Source organism: Enterobacter sp. C4G1 (assembly GCF_052886895.1).
In genome coordinates, this window is sequence record NZ_JBQVVV010000002.1 from 1,259,652 (window position 1) to 1,277,086 (window position 17,435).

Consider the following 17,435-nt stretch of genomic DNA (forward strand, 5'->3'; position numbering starts at 1 on the left):
TTAATGGACGTGTTTTAAAACCTCGAATAAATACATACAAAATACAAATACCAAAGACCAAAATTCGTTCTGACTCATTTATAAAATCAATAACCGCAACTCACAGTCAACACATAACACCATGAAAATATAAGCATAACTCATGAAAATACTTTTCCAGCACTCATAGATTTGAAAAATAAAGAGATAAATAGAAATATATTGAAATAAAAACAATCATTTAATTACATTTATTTTTGAACGAATTTCACATCACATAGAATAGTATCGACGCTGTAATTACGGAGGGTGATTACGTATATTCATAGAATCTATATTTATAGGGAATATATAATGAAAAGAAAAGTTCTGGCAATTCTTGTACCCGCAATGTTAATCGCAGGCGCAGCAAATGCGGCTGAAATTTACAACAAAAACGGTAATAAAGTTGATTTGTACGGTAAAGTCGATGCACGTCATACCTTCTCTGATAACCCTGGCGACGATGGTGATGAAACCTACGTGCAGATTGGTTTCAAAGGCGAAACCCAGATCACTAACGATCTGGTTGGTTACGGTCAGTGGGAATATAAGACCTACGCAAATGACACTGAGGGCGCCGGTGATAAATCATTCAACCGACTGGCATATGCTGGCCTGAAGTATGGTGAATACGGTTCATTTGATTACGGTCGTAATTACGGCGTTGTCTATGACGTTGAAGCCTGGACGGATATGCTTCCAGTATTCGGTGGCGATTCTTACACCTGGACTGACAACTTTATGAATGGCCGTGCTAACGGTCTGGCAACTTACCGTAACTCTGATTTCTTCGGCCTGGTTGATGGCCTGAACTTCGCGTTACAGTATCAAGGCGCTAACGAAGGTCAGGATCAAACAGAAGATCAGGAAGGCACCAAAAACGGTCATGACGATGTACGTTTCCAGAACGGTGACGGCTTCGGTATCTCCACGTCTTATGACTTCTCTGGTGATCTGTCTGGCCTGAGCCTCGGTGCAGCATACTCCTCTTCTGACCGTACTAATGAGCAAGTTGCATATGGCAAAAGCTCAGAAAGCGTCGGTTATGCTGGCGGTGAAAAGGCAGAAGCCTGGACCGTTGGTGCGAAATACGATGCTAACAGCATCTATCTGGCAATGATGTATGCTGAAACCAGCAACATGACGCCAATCGGTAACTTTGGTATCGCCAACCAGACTCAGAACTTTGAAGCAGTCGCACAATACCAGTTCGACTTCGGACTGCGTCCTTCTTTGGCATGGGTTTACTCAAAAGGTAAAGATCTGGACGGTAAGGGATTCAATAAGGACTTGGTTAACTATATCGACCTGGGCATGACCTATAGCTTCAACAAAAACTTCTCCACCTATGTTGATTATAAAATCAACATGCTGGATCAGGATGAAGCTTTGTATGATGCATACGATATTTCTACCGATGACATCGTTGGTATTGGCATGACCTACCAGTTCTAATCCCCCAAAAACACCAAAGCCCGCTTCTTGCGGGCTTTTTTGTCTCACGCTTAAGTGATTAAGGCGCTTCCTGCAAGGCCACCCGAATAAATCCATTATTCTGTGAAAGCAGTTCATGGGCATTCCACGCATCCAGACCGGTCAGCACCATCAGCACGGCGGTTTTACAGTTGTGATTGCAGCTTTCCAGCGCGGCTTTCGCTACCGCCCGGGTACAGCCGCCCGCTTCCATCACGATTGCAATTTGCCGTTCTGTCCATTTGGTACTGCTGGCTTCAAGATCAACCCGCAGATTGCTGTAAACGCGCCCGCTACGAACCGCCAGACCGGTGGTCACCATATTAAGGATCATTTTCTGGGCGATCCCGGCTTTAGTGTTGCTAAAACCCGCTACCACATCAGCGCCCAGCTCAGGTGCGATCACCATGCTCGCCAGCTGTGCCGCTTCACTTTGCGCATCGCTGGTGACGACCGCCAGCGGCGACCCCAACGACCAGGCGTGTCGCATTGCTCCCCACACCCACGGCGTTTTGCCGCTGACGGTCAGGGCCAACATCATATCGTGCTCGCCAAATTTGATTGCCTGGAGTTCGGCCACACCCCGTTCATAATTTCCAGCGCCGTCACCCGCCGTAAGGGCAATAACGGGATGCTTGCCTGGTGCATACTCTTTCGCCGCCTGTTCTGCTATCCGCCCGGAAGGCCCCGCCCCCACAATCACCAGGCGGCCGCCATGGCTCAGGGTTGCCGCAGCGTTATCAACCACGCGGGCAATGGTGTTTAAAAATGGGGTAATGGCAGAGGAGATGTTTGCGTCTTCCTGGTGAATGACCTGCAGCATGTCCAGCGTGGATAATCTATCAATGTTGATCGTGCTGGAATGCCGTCTTTCCTTGACTGAACCGGTAAGCATAGTGCTCATAAACAGCCTCCTTATTATGAGTTCACACACACTATAAAGGGTTTTATATAGATGACATGCGAGGAGGTTCACGAAAAGAGGAGCAAAGGCAAGTTTTACATAGCTTTAAGAAACGCCCGTCATCGGCGATAATTAGCCCTTTCTTATTCATCGCGGAGTGTTGATGAGCGATTTGCAGCCTTTTCCCCTGACGCGCAAGCGCCCCATGAAGCTGAACACGCTGGTCACCCTGATGGTCTGCGCCATTATCGGATCGGTCCTGCTGGTCGTGTTCGCGCTCTATTCTGTGCAAATCACCAGGGCAACGCGCGATGATGTTAAAGATACCGCCCTGGGGATTGCCAGAACGCTGGCCGACAGCCCGGAGGTCAAGCGCGGGCTGATGCAACCGCCGCAGGCCGATATCATTCAGCCCATTGCGCAGGCCATCACGCAGCGCAACGATCTGCTGTTCACGGTCGTGACCGACATGCGGGGGATTCGGTACTCTCACCCGAACGAAGCGCTCTTAGGGCTACATTTTATCGGGGATGACCTGACCCCGGCGCTGGAGGGAAAAGAGAATGTCTCCGTCAATCGGGGCGTACTCGCAGAGGCGCTGCGTGTGTTTACCCCCATCTATGATGCGCAGCACGAACAAATTGGCGTTGTCGTGGTGGGGATTTCACTCAATAAAGTTGAAGAGCAAATCACGCGCGGGCGGCAAAATGCCCTCTGGACCATCCTGTTCAGTATCCTGATGAGCTCTCTTGGGATCTGGGGCCTGGTCCGCGTCCTGAAGCGTATTCTGTTTGGTCTGGAGCCTTATGAAATCTCCGCGCTGTTTGAGCAACGTCAGGCGATGTTACAGTCCTTGCGTGAAGGAGTTGTCGCCGTCGACATTCACGGACGGGTCACGATGATAAACCACGCAGCCCGGCAGATTTTGCTGCTGCCATCGGGTCAATCCGCTGAAAACGCGGGTGAACCACCCCACTCCCCTCTGCTGGCAAGCCTGAGAGAGGTGTCAAAAACCGGGGTTGCCCGTCAGGATCAGGAGATCAGCTGCAACGGCCGTTTGCTGCTCTGTAACATGGTGCCTGTTAAGAGCCAGAATCAGGTGATTGGGGCCATCAGCACTTTCCGTGATAAGACTGAAATCAGCCAGTTGATGCAACGCATTGACGGCATGGTCAACTACGTCGATGCCCTGCGTTCCCATACCCACGAGTTTATGAATAAGCTGCATGTTATCCTGGGTTTGCTGCACATGAAGCGTTACGACAAACTGGAAGAGTACATTATCCAGACCGCGCAAAATTACCAGACCGACATCGGCGCAATTCAGGGCAAGATTAAGTCCCCGGTGATCGCGGGCTTTTTGCTGGGCAAAATTAATCGCGCCAAGGAGGCCGGTTTTACCCTGACCCTGGCCGATGAGTGTCAGCTCCCGGATTGCACCAACGAAGAACAGGTCGCGGTGCTCATTACCGTGCTCGGTAATTTGATTGAAAATGCACTGGATGCGATGACGGGCCAGCGCGAAGGCGAAATTAGCCTGCTATTGCACTACCAGAATGGCTGGCTCAGCTGTGAAGTTAGCGATGACGGCCCCGGAATTGACCCCGAGCGGCTGGAAGATATTTTTAATAAAGGCTACTCAACGAAAGGTGAAAACCGTGGTGTTGGGCTGTTCCTTGCTCGCCAGCAGATCCACAACCTCGGCGGAGACATCACCGTCGAGTCGGAACCTGGCGTTTTTACCCAATTTTTTGTTCAGATCCCCTGGGATAGCGAGAGGAATATCGCGTGATAAATGTATTAATTGTCGATGATGATGCCATGGTAGCCGACCTCAACCGTCTGTATGTTAACCGCGTTGAGGGATTTAGCTGCTGCGGCGTCGCCTCCACGCTCAACCAGGCCGAGGCGTATATTAATAATCCGGCTCAGCCTATCGATCTGGTGCTGCTGGACGTCTACATGCAGCAGGATAACGGGCTGGATCTCCTGCCTGTCATTCGCGCATCTGGTCGCCAGATTGACGTCATCATGATCTCTTCAGCATCCGATGCGGTGACGATCCAGACATCCATGCATTACGGCGTGGTGGATTACCTGATTAAACCGTTCCAGTTCCCGCGTTTTGAAGAGGCGCTGAACGGCTGGAAGGCGAAACACAGCCTGATGGGATCGCACCAGTATTATGAACAGGCGGATGTCGACAGGCTTCTGCATGGCGGTGCGCCAGAGCTGGCAGACAGCAAGCGTCTGCCGAAAGGTTTAACTCCACAGACGTTGCGCACCATTTGTCAGTGGATCGACGGCCACCCGGATATGGAGTTTTCAACCGACGACCTGGCAAACGCAGTGAATATTTCGCGGGTGTCGTGCCGCAAATACCTCATCTGGCTGGCGCAAATCACCATTCTGTTCACCAGCATTCACTACGGCGCAACGGGGCGTCCGGTGTATCGCTACCGGCTCCAGCCGGAACAGATTGGCCTGCTCAGACAGTACTGCCAGTAACGCGATAACCGTTATCCAGCAACGTAAAGCGGAAGAGGTGTGTTGATGAGAAAACCACCTCTTTCGCTTTCGTGACGAAGATGGCTTCAATGTCAGGCCGCGCCCGCAACGCCACGCAGCCCTTCTCAACCCCCATGCCAAACATCAGCGTAGTCCAGATATCGCCGTCGATAGAGTTCTTTGAAACAATCGTCACGCTGTCCAGCTCATTATCCAGCGGATAACCGGTGCGCGGGTCAAGAATATGGTGATAACGTTTACCGTCTTGCTCAAAGTAACGCTCATACGTTCCGGAAGTCACAACGGACATATTCTCGACGTCCATCGAGCCAATCAGTTCATCCGCGGCAAACGGTTTTTTCAGCCCCACGTTCCAGCCGCCTTCCGGCGATCCCAGCGTCTGGATGTTGCCGCCCAGGTTAATCAGCCCCAGGTCTGCGCCCTCTTTACGCAGGTAATCGCGCACCCTGTCGGCGATATACCCTTTGGCGATGGCACCGAGGTCAATTTCCATTCCCGCTTTGGCCAGCCATACGCTACTGTTTGCCTCATCAAGCAGGACATCTTCGGGCCGGGTAATCGAAAGCAGTGAAGCAATGTCGTCAGCTGGCGGTACGGTGTCGCCCTTAAAACCAATTTTCCAGCGTTTCACCAGCGGGCCGATCGCCAGATTAAAGGCACTTCCCGGGTACAGGCTGGCGGCTTTTGCGCAGCGAATAAGTTCAAATACAGGCTGGCTGACGGAAACCGGGTGACGCCCGGCCGCATGGTTGATATCCATCACCTGAGATTGCGCGCGGTTTACGGTGAGCAAATCTTCATACTGTTTGATTAAACGGAAAACGCGGGAGGCAAGCGCCTCGTCGTGGGAAAAAAGTTTCAGAAGGATGGGCGAACCCATCAGCACGGCGGAATAACTGTAGACACGATTGGCAGACGGCATGGACAGGGCTCCTTGGTTGACATGCCGGATGCGCAACGCGTATCCGGCCTACGGGTCAGGTGCCATTTGTACGTTTATGCCCGGTAAGCACAGTGCTACCGGGCATGAGGCCATTACATTTTCGAACGCATCGCTGCCTGATGTCCGGCAAGCGTACCAAAAATAATGATATCTGCCACTGCGTTCCCCCCAATACGGTTACCACCGTGGATACCGCCAACCACTTCACCTGCGGCGAATGCCCCCGGGATAACCTGGTAGTCGTTGTCCAGCACACAGGTTTCGGTGTTGATGGTTACGCCACCCATCGTATGGTGTACGCCCGGCGCAATCTGAATGGCATGGAATGGCCCTTCGTTGATTGGCGCACGCAGTGCGGTGGTACGGCCGAAGTCATCATCGTGCTGTTTTTCAACAAAGCCGTTATAGCGTTCGAGCGTTGCCAGGAAAGCGTGATAATCCATTCCTAAGGTTTCAGCCAGGGCTTTTGGTGAGCTGGCACTGGTGACGAAACCTTTGGCGATATACTCATCAGCAGCTTTGTTTTTCGCACGGACATGCTCATCAAAGACGATGTAAGCGTATTTTTCAGGCAGGGCAATAATCTGGGCAGAGACTTTATCGCGCGTCTCCATTTCATTGAAGAAGCGGTTCCCCTGCTGGTTCACCAGAATTGCACCGCCACCACGGATGGATTCGGAAATCAGGTAAGAGGTTTTCTGCTCAACGGTCGGGTGGATCTGAATTTCGCCCATATCAACAGTACCAGCGCCGATACGCTCCAGCAGCGCGATACCGCCACCTGTTGCACCTTTATGGTTAGTGGTCACGAAACCTTCCAGATCCGGACGGTATTTCACGACCATCTGGCTGTTGGCGCTGAAGCCGCCGGTGGCGACAATTACGCTTTTGGTGGCCACGGTGACGGTTTCGTTATCCTCGGTTGTCAGGCGTACACCGGTCACTTCGCCGTTTTCGAAGATAATATCGCTGACAGACGTATCCAGCATCACATCGATGTTGCGTTTGGTGACGTTACGTACCAGGCCGCTAATCAGATACCCGCCCACCGCAGAGCCATCTTTCGGACGGTGAGTACGGTCAATGCTCATCCCACCGGTCGTGGTGATGTCGTTGAGCATGATGCCGCGGGTTGCCAGCCATTCGATCGCCTCTGGCGCGTTTTCCACAAAGCGACGCAGCAGTTCCGGGTTGTTCTTGTTGCCGCCGCCTTTAAGGCTTTCCTGGTAGAACAGCTCTTTGCTGTCCTGAATGCCTTTCACACGCTGGAAGCGGGTTTCCGCTGCGTTCATCCCGGCAGACGCTTTAATGGTGTTACCGCCGATGGTTGGCATTTTTTCGACAATCAGTACACTCGCACCTTCATCATGCGCCTGAATCGCCGCCGCCAGGCCTGCGCCACCACTGCCGATAACCACCACATCAACAGATTTGGTTTCGTTTGGATCGGCACCTTCTTCCGCTGCAAGTGCTTTGCTGGATTTGAGCATTGCTTTGGAAACAGCTTTTTTCACCGCTTCGCTCTGGCTGGTGGCACCAGTGATGGCATCCACATGCGGGGTGTTGGCATCCAGAATACGGGAGCGGATCTCTTCAAAACTGGTTACAAACTCCACGTCCTGGCTCGGGCCGAACGCCAGTTCGATATCCGCAATACGGTCCGTTTCGAGGCTGACGTTAATCACCAACTCGTTTACATCGTCCTGCACTTTTTCAGCGAACATGCCCGGTTTGAATTTTGATTCGCCCATGCTCATATCGCGGATCATCGCTTCCACCAGCGAGAAGCGCCACAGCGGTTCCGGGATGCTCAGCGCTTCGCGTTGAGTGCTGTCCATAAACAGCTCAAGGGTTTCGCCGGCAGCAATACGGTCGGTCCAGTCAGGATACGCGATGGTCGCACGACCAACGGCAATCAGATCGTAACCCTTGTCTATGGCGTTATTAGCATCAGCGGCGTTCACCACACCGCCCACGCCCATGACCGGGATTTGTGCCAGCGTGTCGGAACGCATCGCGCAGTATTTTTCGATAAGTGGGGTTGGGTCTTGCGTGTCGACAATTGACGGGCGCAGCGTTGCCCCCACGGAGAAATGCAGATAATCCACGCCACGCGCCGCCAGTTTTTCCAGCAGGTACATGGTGTCATCAAAACGGATGCCAGGGACTTCCATCTCTTCAGGCGAGAAACGGTAGCCAATAATGAACGCGTCATCCGCGTACTGGCGTACCATTTTATGGGTTATCTCCAGTACGGCCAGTGGGAACTTCGCGCGGTTATCGCGGCTGCCACCCCACTCGTCAGTGCGTTGGTTAGAGTTCGGGGAGTAAAACTGCTGGATCAGGTAGGTATTTGCGCCATGGATTTCGACGCCATCAAAACCCGCCTGAATCGCACGACGTACGCCTTCACCAAACTTGCCGATCATGCCTTCCACTTCTTCGGTGGTCAGGGCAACCGGGGTTGCGGCGCCCTCGCGCGGCGCGGCAACTGCGCTCGGCCCAACCGGTGTACGCCCGCCGATCAGTTTTGGGTCGACCATACGGCCGCCGTGGTAAATCTGAAGAAGCGCTTTAGAACCTTTGGATTTGATCGCCTCGGCGATTTTTGCCAGGCCGGCGATTTTTTCGTCGTTATCGATACCGATAGCGCCCGGGAAGGCAAGCCCAAGATCGTCGATAAAGCAGCATTCAACAATGATGGTACCGATGCTGCCGGAGCGTGCCCGATAGTACTCCACCAACTCGCTGGTTACCGTACCATCGTAATAGCCAGTACAGGTTGTCATCGGAGCCATTAATAAGCGGTTTTTAAGTTCAGTACCGTTTGGCAGAGTGAAAGGGCTAAGGATGCGTTCGTTAGTACTCATAATAGAAACTCCAAACTTTAAAATTTAAGAATTCGTTATCGGGATCAGTTTTATTTCGATTTTTTATGCCGATGTCATGATATTAATATAATGATTTTTTTAGTTTCTAAAGCTATTACGTTAGTTATAAAACTATTTAATCCCTTCGGTAACATTAATAACACATTGGTGTTAGTAATATAAATTACTTTATTCACAATAATTTAAAAACCGTTAACCTTTCACTTACCAATCAGCACTTGAGTAACGCACACAAAACCCAGCAAAAACAATGAAATAACCAAAATAACCCATCCCGAATGTTATCAAAAAGAAACAATTTAAATAATAAAACCAATAATATCCACATAGCTCTATAGGGTTATTTGTGAAAGATTAAAAACACTCCTGTGATTCTATTTTATTGATCGCGATCAACAGATCTGGCATCCAAAGGCGCAATATATAAACATCATCATTTTTTAATTTAACGCATCCAGAAATGCGTTAAGTCGTTATTAATGAAATTACAAAAACGCACCTTTAATAACTAAAAAAAGCAAAGAAACTAAAGAAAGCGAATTTGTCATTTCTGCATAAACCGAATTTTTGACAACTTAAGACGTGAAATTATGAATACAAAAACTGCTGTAACGCCCCCGGTGGCGAGTAAGGCAACAGACGGAAACGCAAAACGTCTGCTGATGATGGCTCTGCCAATTATCGTTGCCGTGCTGCTTCTGTTTGTTCCCGTTCCTGAAGGGTTGCCTCCTTATGCATGGCACTACTTCGCTATCTTTGTGGGCGTGATCGTGGGGTTAATCTTCGAACCCCTGCCAGGCGCCGTTATCGGCCTGACGGGTGTCGTGGCTATTGCCCTGTGCAGCCAGTGGGTGCTTTTTAGCCCTGAACAACTGGCCGACCCTAAATTCAAACTGGCGGGTGCCTCCTTTAAATGGGCGGTGGGCGGTTTCGGTAACTCGACCGTCTGGCTGATTTTCGGTGCTTTCATGTTTGCAGCAGGTTATGACAAAACCCGCTTCGGTCGCCGTCTGGCGCTGATTCTGGTGAAGTATCTGGGCCGTCGCAGCCTGACGCTCGGTTACGCCATCACCTTCGCGGACTTGCTGCTGGCACCGTTTACGCCATCCAACACCGCACGTAGCGGCGGGACAATCTACCCTATCATCGCTAACCTGCCGCCGCTGTATGGTTCAAAACCTAATGACCCAAGCGCGCGTAAAATCGGTTCGTACCTGATGTGGGTGGCGATCACTGCGGCCTGTATCACCAGTTCTATGTTCCTTTCTGCTCTGGCGCCTAACCTGCTGGCGCTGGCGCTGGTGAAAAGCACCGTAGGGATTAACATCTCCTGGGGTACCTGGTTCATCGCCTTCCTGCCGCTGGGCGTGCTGTTGATTATGGTGATGCCACTGCTGGCCTACTGGTTCTACCCACCAGAAGTCAAAGTGAACGACGAAGTGCCGCTGTGGGCAAGCCGTGAACTGGAAAAACTGGGCAAACTGTCCCGTAATGAAATCCTGCTGTTGGTGTTCGTGTGCTGTGCGCTGCTGATGTGGATCTTCGCTGCTGCGTGGATCGAACCGGCAATGGCTGCCCTGTTAATCGTGGGTCTGATGCTGTGGACTGGCGTACTGGAATGGAACGACATCACCGGTAACAAAGCCGCATGGAACACCTTCGTCTGGTTTGCCACCCTGGTCGCACTGGCCGATGGTCTTTCCTCAACCGGCTTTATCAGCTGGCTGGGTAAAGAAGGTGGCCTGCTGATGAGCGGCATCTCTCCGGGTGTTGCAACTATCGTTCTGCTGCTGGCGTTCTATCTGCTGCACTACCTGTTTGCCAGCACCACCGCGCACACCACGGCTCTGTTGCCAGCGATGCTGACCATCGCCTCCACCATTCCGGGCATGAATATGGAAGTGTTTGTCCTGCTGATGGTGACGTCGCTGGGTATCATGGGGATCATCACCCCATACGGTACTGGCCCAAGCCCGATTTATTACGGTAGTGGTTACCTGCCAACCAAAGACTACTGGCGCCTGGGCACTATCTTCGGTGCCATCTTCCTGGCAGCCCTGCTGCTGATTGGTTATCCGTGGATGTCCATGATGTTCTGATTTCTGACCGCCGGACCAATCCTCCGGCGGTTTAATTTTTGTGGAGCAAGTTATGTCAAACAAACCCTTTTACTACCAGAACCCCTTCCCTCTCGCGCACGACGATACCGAATACTATCTGCTGACCAAAGAGCACGTTTCTGTTAGTGAGTTCGATGGAAAGGAAATCCTCAAAGTTGAGCCTGAAGCCCTGACTCTGCTCACACAGCAGGCCTTCCACGATGCCGCCTTTATGCTGCGCCCGTCTCACCAGAAGCAGGTAGCCGCTATCCTGAACGATCCGCAAGCGAGCGAAAACGATAAGTACGTCGCGCTGCAATTCCTGCGTAACTCAGAGATCGCCGCCAAAGGCGTATTGCCAACCTGCCAGGACACCGGCACAGCAATCATTATGGGTAAAAAAGGCCAGCGAGTCTGGACCGGCGGCGGCGATGAGGGCGCACTCAGCCAGGGCGTGTATAACACCTATATTGAAGACAACCTGCGTTATTCACAGAATGCTGCGCTGGATATGTATAAAGAGGTGAATACCGGTACCAACCTGCCAGCGCAGATCGATCTTTATAGCGTTGATGGCGACGAGTACAAATTCCTGTGCATGGCAAAAGGCGGCGGTTCAGCCAACAAAACCTATCTGTACCAGGAAACCAAAGCACTGATCACCCCGGCGAAACTGAAAAATTACCTGGTCGAGAAGATGCGTACCCTGGGTACAGCGGCCTGTCCTCCTTACCATATTGCCTTCGTTATCGGCGGGACCTCTGCTGAAAGCACCCTGAAAACCGTGAAGCTGGCGTCTACCCGTTACTACGATGGTTTGCCAACTGAAGGCAACGAACACGGCCAGGCGTTCCGCGATGTTCAGCTCGAACAGGAACTGTTGCAGGAAGCGCAAAACCTGGGGCTTGGCGCGCAGTTTGGCGGCAAGTACTTCGCCCACGATATCCGCGTGATCCGCCTGCCGCGTCACGGTGCTTCTTGCCCAATTGGCATGGGCGTCTCTTGCTCCGCAGACCGTAACATCAAAGCGAAAATCAACCGCGACGGTATCTGGATTGAAAAACTGGAACATAACCCAGGCCAGTACATTCCTGACGCACTGCGCCAGCAGGGTGAAGGTGCCGTGGTCAGCATTAACCTGGATAAGCCAATGACCGAGATCCTGGCGCAGCTTTCTGCTCATCCAGTGTCTACACGCTTGTCTTTGAACGGTACCATCATCGTGGCGCGCGATATCGCCCACGCCAAACTGAAAGAGTTGCTCGACAACGGCGAAGAACTGCCGCAATACGTAAAAGATCATCCGATCTACTATGCTGGCCCGGCGAAAACACCTGAAGGCTATGCCTCCGGCTCGTTAGGCCCAACCACCGCAGGCCGTATGGACTCGTACGTGGATTTACTGCAATCTCATGGCGCGAGCATGATCATGCTGGCAAAAGGTAACCGCAGCCAGCAGGTGACCGATGCCTGCCACAAACACGGTGGCTTCTACCTCGGCAGCATCGGCGGCCCGGCAGCGGTACTGGCGCAAAACAGCATTAAGAGCCTGGAATGCGTGGCGTACCCGGAACTGGGCATGGAAGCTATCTGGAAAATCGAAGTGGAAAACTTCCCGGCGTTCATTCTGGTGGATGACAAAGGTAATGACTTCTTCCAGCAGATCCAGAACAAACAGTGCGCGGGTTGTGCACAACGTTAAGCACCATCGCGTAACCTGGTAAAACAGACTGCACTATTCAAAAGCCTGCTCCCGCAGGCTTTTTTATTCCCATCGCTTTCATATAAAAGGCCACCTTCGCTTGTTGCTAATTGTGTGAACTCAAAGGGATAAAATTGGGTGCTAACCAGCAGATGACATGATAAAAAAGGCATCGTAACGTGAGACAGGATCAGGCTGATAAGTTTGAAGCAACACTGGCAAAGAGAGGGGAATTTATCCTTCCGGTAGCGTAACCTCTACTCTGGTTATCAACACAAATCCGTTCAGACGCTCTGGCAACCCTGTTTTGGTGGTTGCCACCATGCCGGATTGTTTGGCATGTTAACAGACCTGACCTTCCAATTTTGTTCAAGTAACGAGTTTGCGAGCAAAGCGATGATTAAGTGGCCCTGGAAATCGAATGAAGCAGGTCGAAATACGGCGCTGCCCTGGGATGAAGCGCTGGCTATCCCTCTACTGGCTAATCTCCCGCCGGACGACCAGGCAAGACTGGTTCAGCTTGCCGATCGTTTCTTGCAGCAAAAACGCCTGGTTGCACTTCAGGGATTTGAACTGGATGCGCTGAAAAGTTCGCGTATCGCCCTGCTCTTCTGCTTACCGGTTCTGGAACTCGGCATCGAGTGGCTCGATGGATTCCACGAGGTGCTGATTTACCCGGCGCCGTTTGTTGTTGATGACGAATGGCAGGATGATATCGGGCTGGTGCATAACCAGCGTGTCGTGCAGTCGGGGCAAAGCTGGCAGCAAGGGCCAATTATCCTCAACTGGCTGGATATCCAGGACTCTTTTGATGCATCCGGGTTTAACCTTATTGTTCATGAAGTGGCGCATAAGCTTGATACCCGCAACGGCGACCGGGCTAGCGGCGTACCGCTGATCCCCTTACGCGAAGTGGCGGGATGGGAACACGACCTGCACGCGGCGATGGATAATATTCAGGATGAAATTGATCTGGTTGGTGAGAGTACCGCCAGCATCGATGCCTATGCAGCTACCGATCCTGCGGAGTGTTTTGCCGTGCTGTCGGAGTATTTTTTCAGCGCCCCCGAGCTTTTTGCACCGCGTTTCCCGGCCCTGTGGCAGCGCTTTTGCCATTTTTACCAGCAAGATCCGTTACAGCGTTTACGTAAAAATGGCGAGTATGGTGGCAATTCATCCACTCAAGTACACTAAAACAACATTTTGAAGCTTAATTAATCATTTGAATCAGCATGTTAATTTTAGTGTTGACACAAATTAGCGAGGCCATTAACATGCGCCTCGTTCACACGATTCCTCTGTAGTTCAGTCGGTAGAACGGCGGACTGTTAATCCGTATGTCACTGGTTCGAGTCCAGTCAGAGGAGCCAAATTTGAAAAGCCTGCTTTTAAAGCAGGCTTTTTGCTTTTCTGCGTTCCGTAAAACTGCCGGGTGGCGGCTTCACCTTACCCGGCCTGGTGAACCCTAATCTGGCTAAATCTGATAATCAATCGCCACTTCTTCTGGCTCCATCACCTGGCGTTTGATCTCATCCACCGACAGCCCCGCATTGCATAGCTCGATAAACCGCCACACATAGTTTCGCTGTAGCTGCCCGCGTTTCAGGCCGAGCCAGACGGTGTTGGCATCGAACAGATGCCGGGTATCGAGGCGAACAAGATTTCCCACCTCGCGCTCGCCGCCGGACTGCTCCGCCACAAGACCGATCCCCAATCCCAGCTCAACATAGGTTTTAATCACGTCGGAGTCCTGCGCACTCAGCACCACGTCGGGCGTCAGCCCTTTGCGGTTAAACGCCTCATCAATACGTGAACGCCCGGTAATCCCTTGTCGATAGGTAATAAGCGGCCATTTGCCGATCTCTTCGAGAGTCAGCGGCGAAACCTGATTAAGCGGATGGTCAACCGGCAGCAGCAGGCTGTGATACCAGCGGAACCACGGGAAGGCCACCAGCAGCGGATCGTTACTCAGACGCTCACTCGCAATCCCGATATCTGCCCCGCCGTTTTGCAGCAATACCTCAATTTCCTGAGGCGTACCCTGGATAAGCTCCAGACGCACATCAGGGAAAAGTTCGCGAAACGCTTTAATCACCGGCGGCAAACTGTAACGTGCCTGGGTGTGGGTAGTGGCAATGGTCAGCACACCGGAAGCGTCGTTGGTGAAGAGATCGGCCAGGCGGCGAACGTTACTGGCCTCGTTGAGAATACGCTCAGCGATGGTCAGTAACGCTTTACCGGGCTCCGTCATGCCAAGCAGACGCTTACCACGACGAATAAAGATCTCAATCCCAAGCTCCTCTTCCAGCTCGCGGATATGGCGGCTTACGCCGGACTGAGAGGTATAAAGCATGTTGGCAACTTCGGTCAGGTTGTAATCCCGCCGCGCTGCCTCACGGATAATTTTAAGTTGCTGGAAATTCACGATTCACTCCGGCGCATCTGACATAGCTCTATTGTTAGAGTTAGCTGACCCGCAGAACAAATAATAAAAACCAGCATCTTATGCTTTTATGGAATATCAGCTTACGAGTTGCAGCTCGCGGTTTTCCAGCGACGGTTTGCTCACCAGAGACATCAGGATCTCTTTTACTGCCTGTGCCTGCGGCGACAAAGAGCCCCGCGCGGACATATTCAGCGACAGCGGTAAGCTCATGGATGGTGTCGTGATCCGCGCCATCCAGCCATTCGCTGCGCTGCACAGTGAGCGAGCCGCTGATTCTGGCAACACGGTAACCCCCATTCCACTGGCAATGGCAGCCGTCAGCGTGGAGATTGAGTCGATTTCACCGATGATTTTTGCCGTCAGACGGCGCAGAGAAAACGCTTCATCCACACGGACACGCACGGCGCTGTAATCACGCGGCAGGAAGAGATTCATCTCCGCGACGGCGGTCAGGTCAATGCTCTGCCCCGGGCAATCACGGGTTCCCACCAGGTACAGATCTTCTTTCAGCAGCGGCTGGCTGGTGATACCGGCAACCGGGGAGCGGTCATACAGCACAGCCATATCCAGCTGCCCGCCCAGAAGTTTTTCATTCAGCACCGAACCACTGTTTTCGTGCAGATAAACCAGCACGTCAGGTAATTCGGAGCGTACTGCCTGCAACAGCGGCATGGTAATAGAAGAAGCGGCAGTGCCTGGCGCCAGCCCAATAGAGACATGTCCGCTAAGCGTCTGGCCCACGTTATTCACAGCCAGTTGTGCTTGTTCACACTGGCGCAGAATCGTACGTGCGTGGGTATAAAGGATCTTGCCGGCTTCGGTTGGCGTCACGCCACGCTTTGTACGGATCAACAGTTGCTGATCCATCTCACCTTCCAGAGTGGCCACCTGCTGACTCAGCGCAGGCTGCGCGATATGCAACACTTCCGCGGCCTGGGTCAGGCTGCCGATATCGACGATTTTTACGAAGTATTTCAGTCGTCTTAAGTTCATTTTGCCCCCTGTTCGATAATGCAGTGCCGGTACTGGCTCTAATTGTTGAAGAGGTTTTTGCAATATGAATGCCAGTTTTTATAAGAGGTCTGATATGTCTGCTAAACGCCTGAAAATAAGGAAATCTAATCGTCAGTGTCAGTTTTATTACCGAAACAGCGGTTTAGGATCTGCCCCATAAGGGGTATGTTTGCACTGTAATGGTGCAATCCGTTGTCAAAAACACCACTTTGCTGATTTTGTCAGCAAACGATCAAAAGGTGGTGATCCACCCTTTGACAAGGGTAACTGACATCGATAATATGCGCCCCGTTCACACGATTCCTCTGTAGTTCAGTCGGTAGAACGGCGGACTGTTAATCCGTATGTCACTGGTTCGAGTCCAGTCAGAGGAGCCAAATTTGAAAAGCCTGCTTTTAAAGCAGGCTTTTTGCTTTTCTGCGTTCTGTAAAACTGCCGGGTGGCGGCTTCACCTTTCCCGGCCTACAGGAGCTATCCGCAACGTCAGGGTCCAATCTTCACCGGCATCCCGGAGCGACGTTCCAGCACGCTGGCAGCCCCCTCATTGTTAAGCTCTGCACGCATGGCAGAGGAAATAGGCAGCGGCACTTTATTTGTTGATTCAAATTCCGCACGATTACGCGACAACGGCTCGTGCACTTCCAGCCAGCGACTGCCATCCGGCTCGGTGGTCATTTTGACCGGCTGATCGATTATCTGAACGCGCGTCCCGACCGAAACCTGGTCGAACAGGTATTTGATATCATTGTTGCGCAGACGAATGCAGCCCTGGCTCACGCGCAGCCCGATACCAAAATTGGCATTCGTGCCATGTATTGCATACATTCTGCCAATATAAATGGCATACAGCCCCATCGGATTATCAGGGCCTGCGGGCACAAAGGCTGGCAGGGTTTTGCCTTCCTGAGCATAGGCCCGGCGCGTATTCGGTGTCGGCGACCAGGTCGGCCCCACCTGTTTACGTTGCACGGATGTCACCCAGTTACGCGGTGTTTCACGTCCGGCCTGGCCAATCCCAATAGGCAGCACCTCAACGGTGTTACCGCCTTGCGGGTAGTAGTACAGACGCATCTCCGCCACATTCACCACAATTCCTTCCCGTACCGTATCTGGCAGGATCAGCTGCTGGGGAATAATAAGTTGTGAACCTGCTCTGGGTAAAAACGGATCCGCGCCCGGGTTGGCCTCCAGCATATTGCTGAGCCCCTGATCGTATTGCGCAGCAAACGCTTCAAGCGGCAAGGTACTGCCATGTGGAACGGTAATAACCTGCGTGCTCCCCACCAGCCGGCTTCCTTCTGGGGGCAACGGGTAACTTAACGCCAGCGCACTCTGACTGACCATTAAAGCAGCAATACAACCAAACAAACTTACACGACGCATAATCCCTTCCTCAGTCGTTCCACGTATCAG

At 52.1% G+C, this 17,435-nt stretch carries 12 protein-coding genes and 2 tRNA genes; 8 read left to right on the plus strand and 6 right to left on the minus strand.

What is annotated here, in order from left to right:
• Positions 1-333: 333 nt before the first annotated feature.
• Positions 334-1,476, plus strand: coding sequence for a porin OmpC (gene ompC / locus ACT9TW_RS20035; protein WP_182061594.1), 1,143 nt, complete (start codon positions 334-336; stop codon positions 1,474-1,476).
• Between the two features lie 58 nt (positions 1,477-1,534).
• On the opposite strand, the gene ACT9TW_RS20040 is transcribed toward ompC, so the two are convergent.
• Positions 1,535-2,398 carry an N-acetylmuramic acid 6-phosphate etherase gene (locus ACT9TW_RS20040; protein WP_446493488.1) on the minus strand — a complete coding sequence of 288 codons (864 nt, stop codon included), beginning with the start codon at positions 2,396-2,398 and terminating at the stop codon, positions 1,535-1,537.
• A 163-nt stretch (positions 2,399-2,561) separates the two neighbouring features.
• Between ACT9TW_RS20040 and ACT9TW_RS20045 the strand changes: the two genes are divergently transcribed.
• A complete protein-coding gene (locus tag ACT9TW_RS20045; protein WP_446493489.1) occupies positions 2,562-4,190 on the plus strand; it encodes a sensor histidine kinase in 1,629 nt (542 codons plus the stop codon).
• Positions 4,187-4,906, plus strand: coding sequence for a two-component system response regulator DcuR (gene dcuR, locus ACT9TW_RS20050; protein ID WP_182061597.1), 720 nt, complete (start codon positions 4,187-4,189; stop codon positions 4,904-4,906). The genes ACT9TW_RS20045 and dcuR overlap by 4 nt, the downstream gene beginning before the upstream one ends.
• On the opposite strand, the gene ACT9TW_RS20055 is transcribed toward dcuR, so the two are convergent.
• Both ACT9TW_RS20055 and ACT9TW_RS20060 read right to left on the minus strand, forming a co-directional pair.
• Positions 4,887-5,849: an FAD:protein FMN transferase gene (locus ACT9TW_RS20055; RefSeq protein WP_446493490.1), complete on the minus strand. Its 963-nt coding sequence runs from the start codon at positions 5,847-5,849 to the stop codon at positions 4,887-4,889. The genes dcuR and ACT9TW_RS20055 overlap by 20 nt on opposite strands.
• A 113-nt stretch (positions 5,850-5,962) precedes the next feature.
• Entirely contained in the window at positions 5,963-8,740 is a 2,778-nt protein-coding gene (locus tag ACT9TW_RS20060) for a flavocytochrome c (RefSeq protein ID WP_446493491.1), read from the minus strand.
• A gap of 611 nt (positions 8,741-9,351) precedes the next feature.
• Here ACT9TW_RS20060 and ACT9TW_RS20065 point away from each other — a divergent pair.
• From ACT9TW_RS20065 to ACT9TW_RS20080, 4 genes are all read left to right on the plus strand, one after another.
• On the plus strand, positions 9,352-10,860 hold the full coding sequence (locus ACT9TW_RS20065; protein WP_446493492.1) for an anion permease: 1,509 nt from the start codon (positions 9,352-9,354) through the stop codon (positions 10,858-10,860).
• A 52-nt stretch (positions 10,861-10,912) separates the two neighbouring features.
• Positions 10,913-12,562, plus strand: coding sequence for a class I fumarate hydratase FumA (gene fumA / locus ACT9TW_RS20070; protein WP_446493493.1), 1,650 nt, complete (start codon positions 10,913-10,915; stop codon positions 12,560-12,562).
• A 396-nt stretch (positions 12,563-12,958) separates the two neighbouring features.
• Complete coding sequence (gene mtfA / locus ACT9TW_RS20075; RefSeq protein WP_446493859.1) at positions 12,959-13,756, plus strand: DgsA anti-repressor MtfA; 798 nt, start codon at positions 12,959-12,961, stop codon at positions 13,754-13,756.
• Between the two features lie 100 nt (positions 13,757-13,856).
• Positions 13,857-13,932: transfer RNA gene (locus ACT9TW_RS20080), tRNA-Asn, on the plus strand.
• A 104-nt stretch (positions 13,933-14,036) separates the two neighbouring features.
• Here ACT9TW_RS20080 and cbl read toward each other — a convergent pair.
• Together cbl and nac are read right to left on the minus strand one after the other, a co-directional pair.
• On the minus strand, positions 14,037-14,987 hold the full coding sequence (cbl, locus tag ACT9TW_RS20085) for an HTH-type transcriptional regulator Cbl (RefSeq protein WP_182061631.1): 951 nt from the start codon (positions 14,985-14,987) through the stop codon (positions 14,037-14,039).
• Between the two features lie 96 nt (positions 14,988-15,083).
• Entirely contained in the window at positions 15,084-16,001 is a 918-nt protein-coding gene (nac, locus tag ACT9TW_RS20090) for a nitrogen assimilation transcriptional regulator NAC (protein WP_014070886.1), read from the minus strand.
• 322 nt (positions 16,002-16,323) lie between these two features.
• Between nac and ACT9TW_RS20095 the strand changes: the two genes are divergently transcribed.
• Positions 16,324-16,399, plus strand: a tRNA-Asn gene (locus tag ACT9TW_RS20095).
• A 106-nt stretch (positions 16,400-16,505) separates the two neighbouring features.
• On the opposite strand, the gene ldtA is transcribed toward ACT9TW_RS20095, so the two are convergent.
• Positions 16,506-17,405 (minus strand): L,D-transpeptidase, encoded by a 900-nt coding sequence (gene ldtA / locus ACT9TW_RS20100; RefSeq protein ID WP_446493494.1) that lies wholly within the window; start codon positions 17,403-17,405, stop codon positions 16,506-16,508.
• Positions 17,406-17,435: the final 30 nt, after the last annotated feature.